This window comes from Pseudomonas sp. 10S5, from assembly GCF_035019745.1.
In the GTDB taxonomy this organism is placed as follows: domain Bacteria; phylum Pseudomonadota; class Gammaproteobacteria; order Pseudomonadales; family Pseudomonadaceae; genus Aquipseudomonas.
Window position 1 is genome coordinate 1 of sequence record NZ_JASJVL010000071.1, and the last position, 224, is coordinate 224.

1 pseudogene is annotated in these 224 nt (G+C 49.1%); it reads right to left on the reverse strand.

The window, feature by feature from the left end:
* Positions 1 to 224: pseudogene (locus QN378_RS23430) on the reverse strand (DUF2235 domain-containing protein); the annotation flags it as partial.

Genomic DNA, 224 nt, shown 5'->3' on the forward strand with positions numbered 1-224 from the left:
AATACCGACTGCACACGCTCTGCCACGCCAGTCTCGCCACGCCCTAGGCTTGAACCGAGCTTGCTGTCTTTTTCGCCCACCACGGTTCCAATACCGTTGACGTAGATTTTTCGGTAGGCGTACGAATTTGGTTCCCCAAAACCACCTTTCTCCAACTTTATAGGTGCGTGATAAAGATCATGCAACTTCGCTACATTGCTTAAATCATTCCCATAACTGCTGTC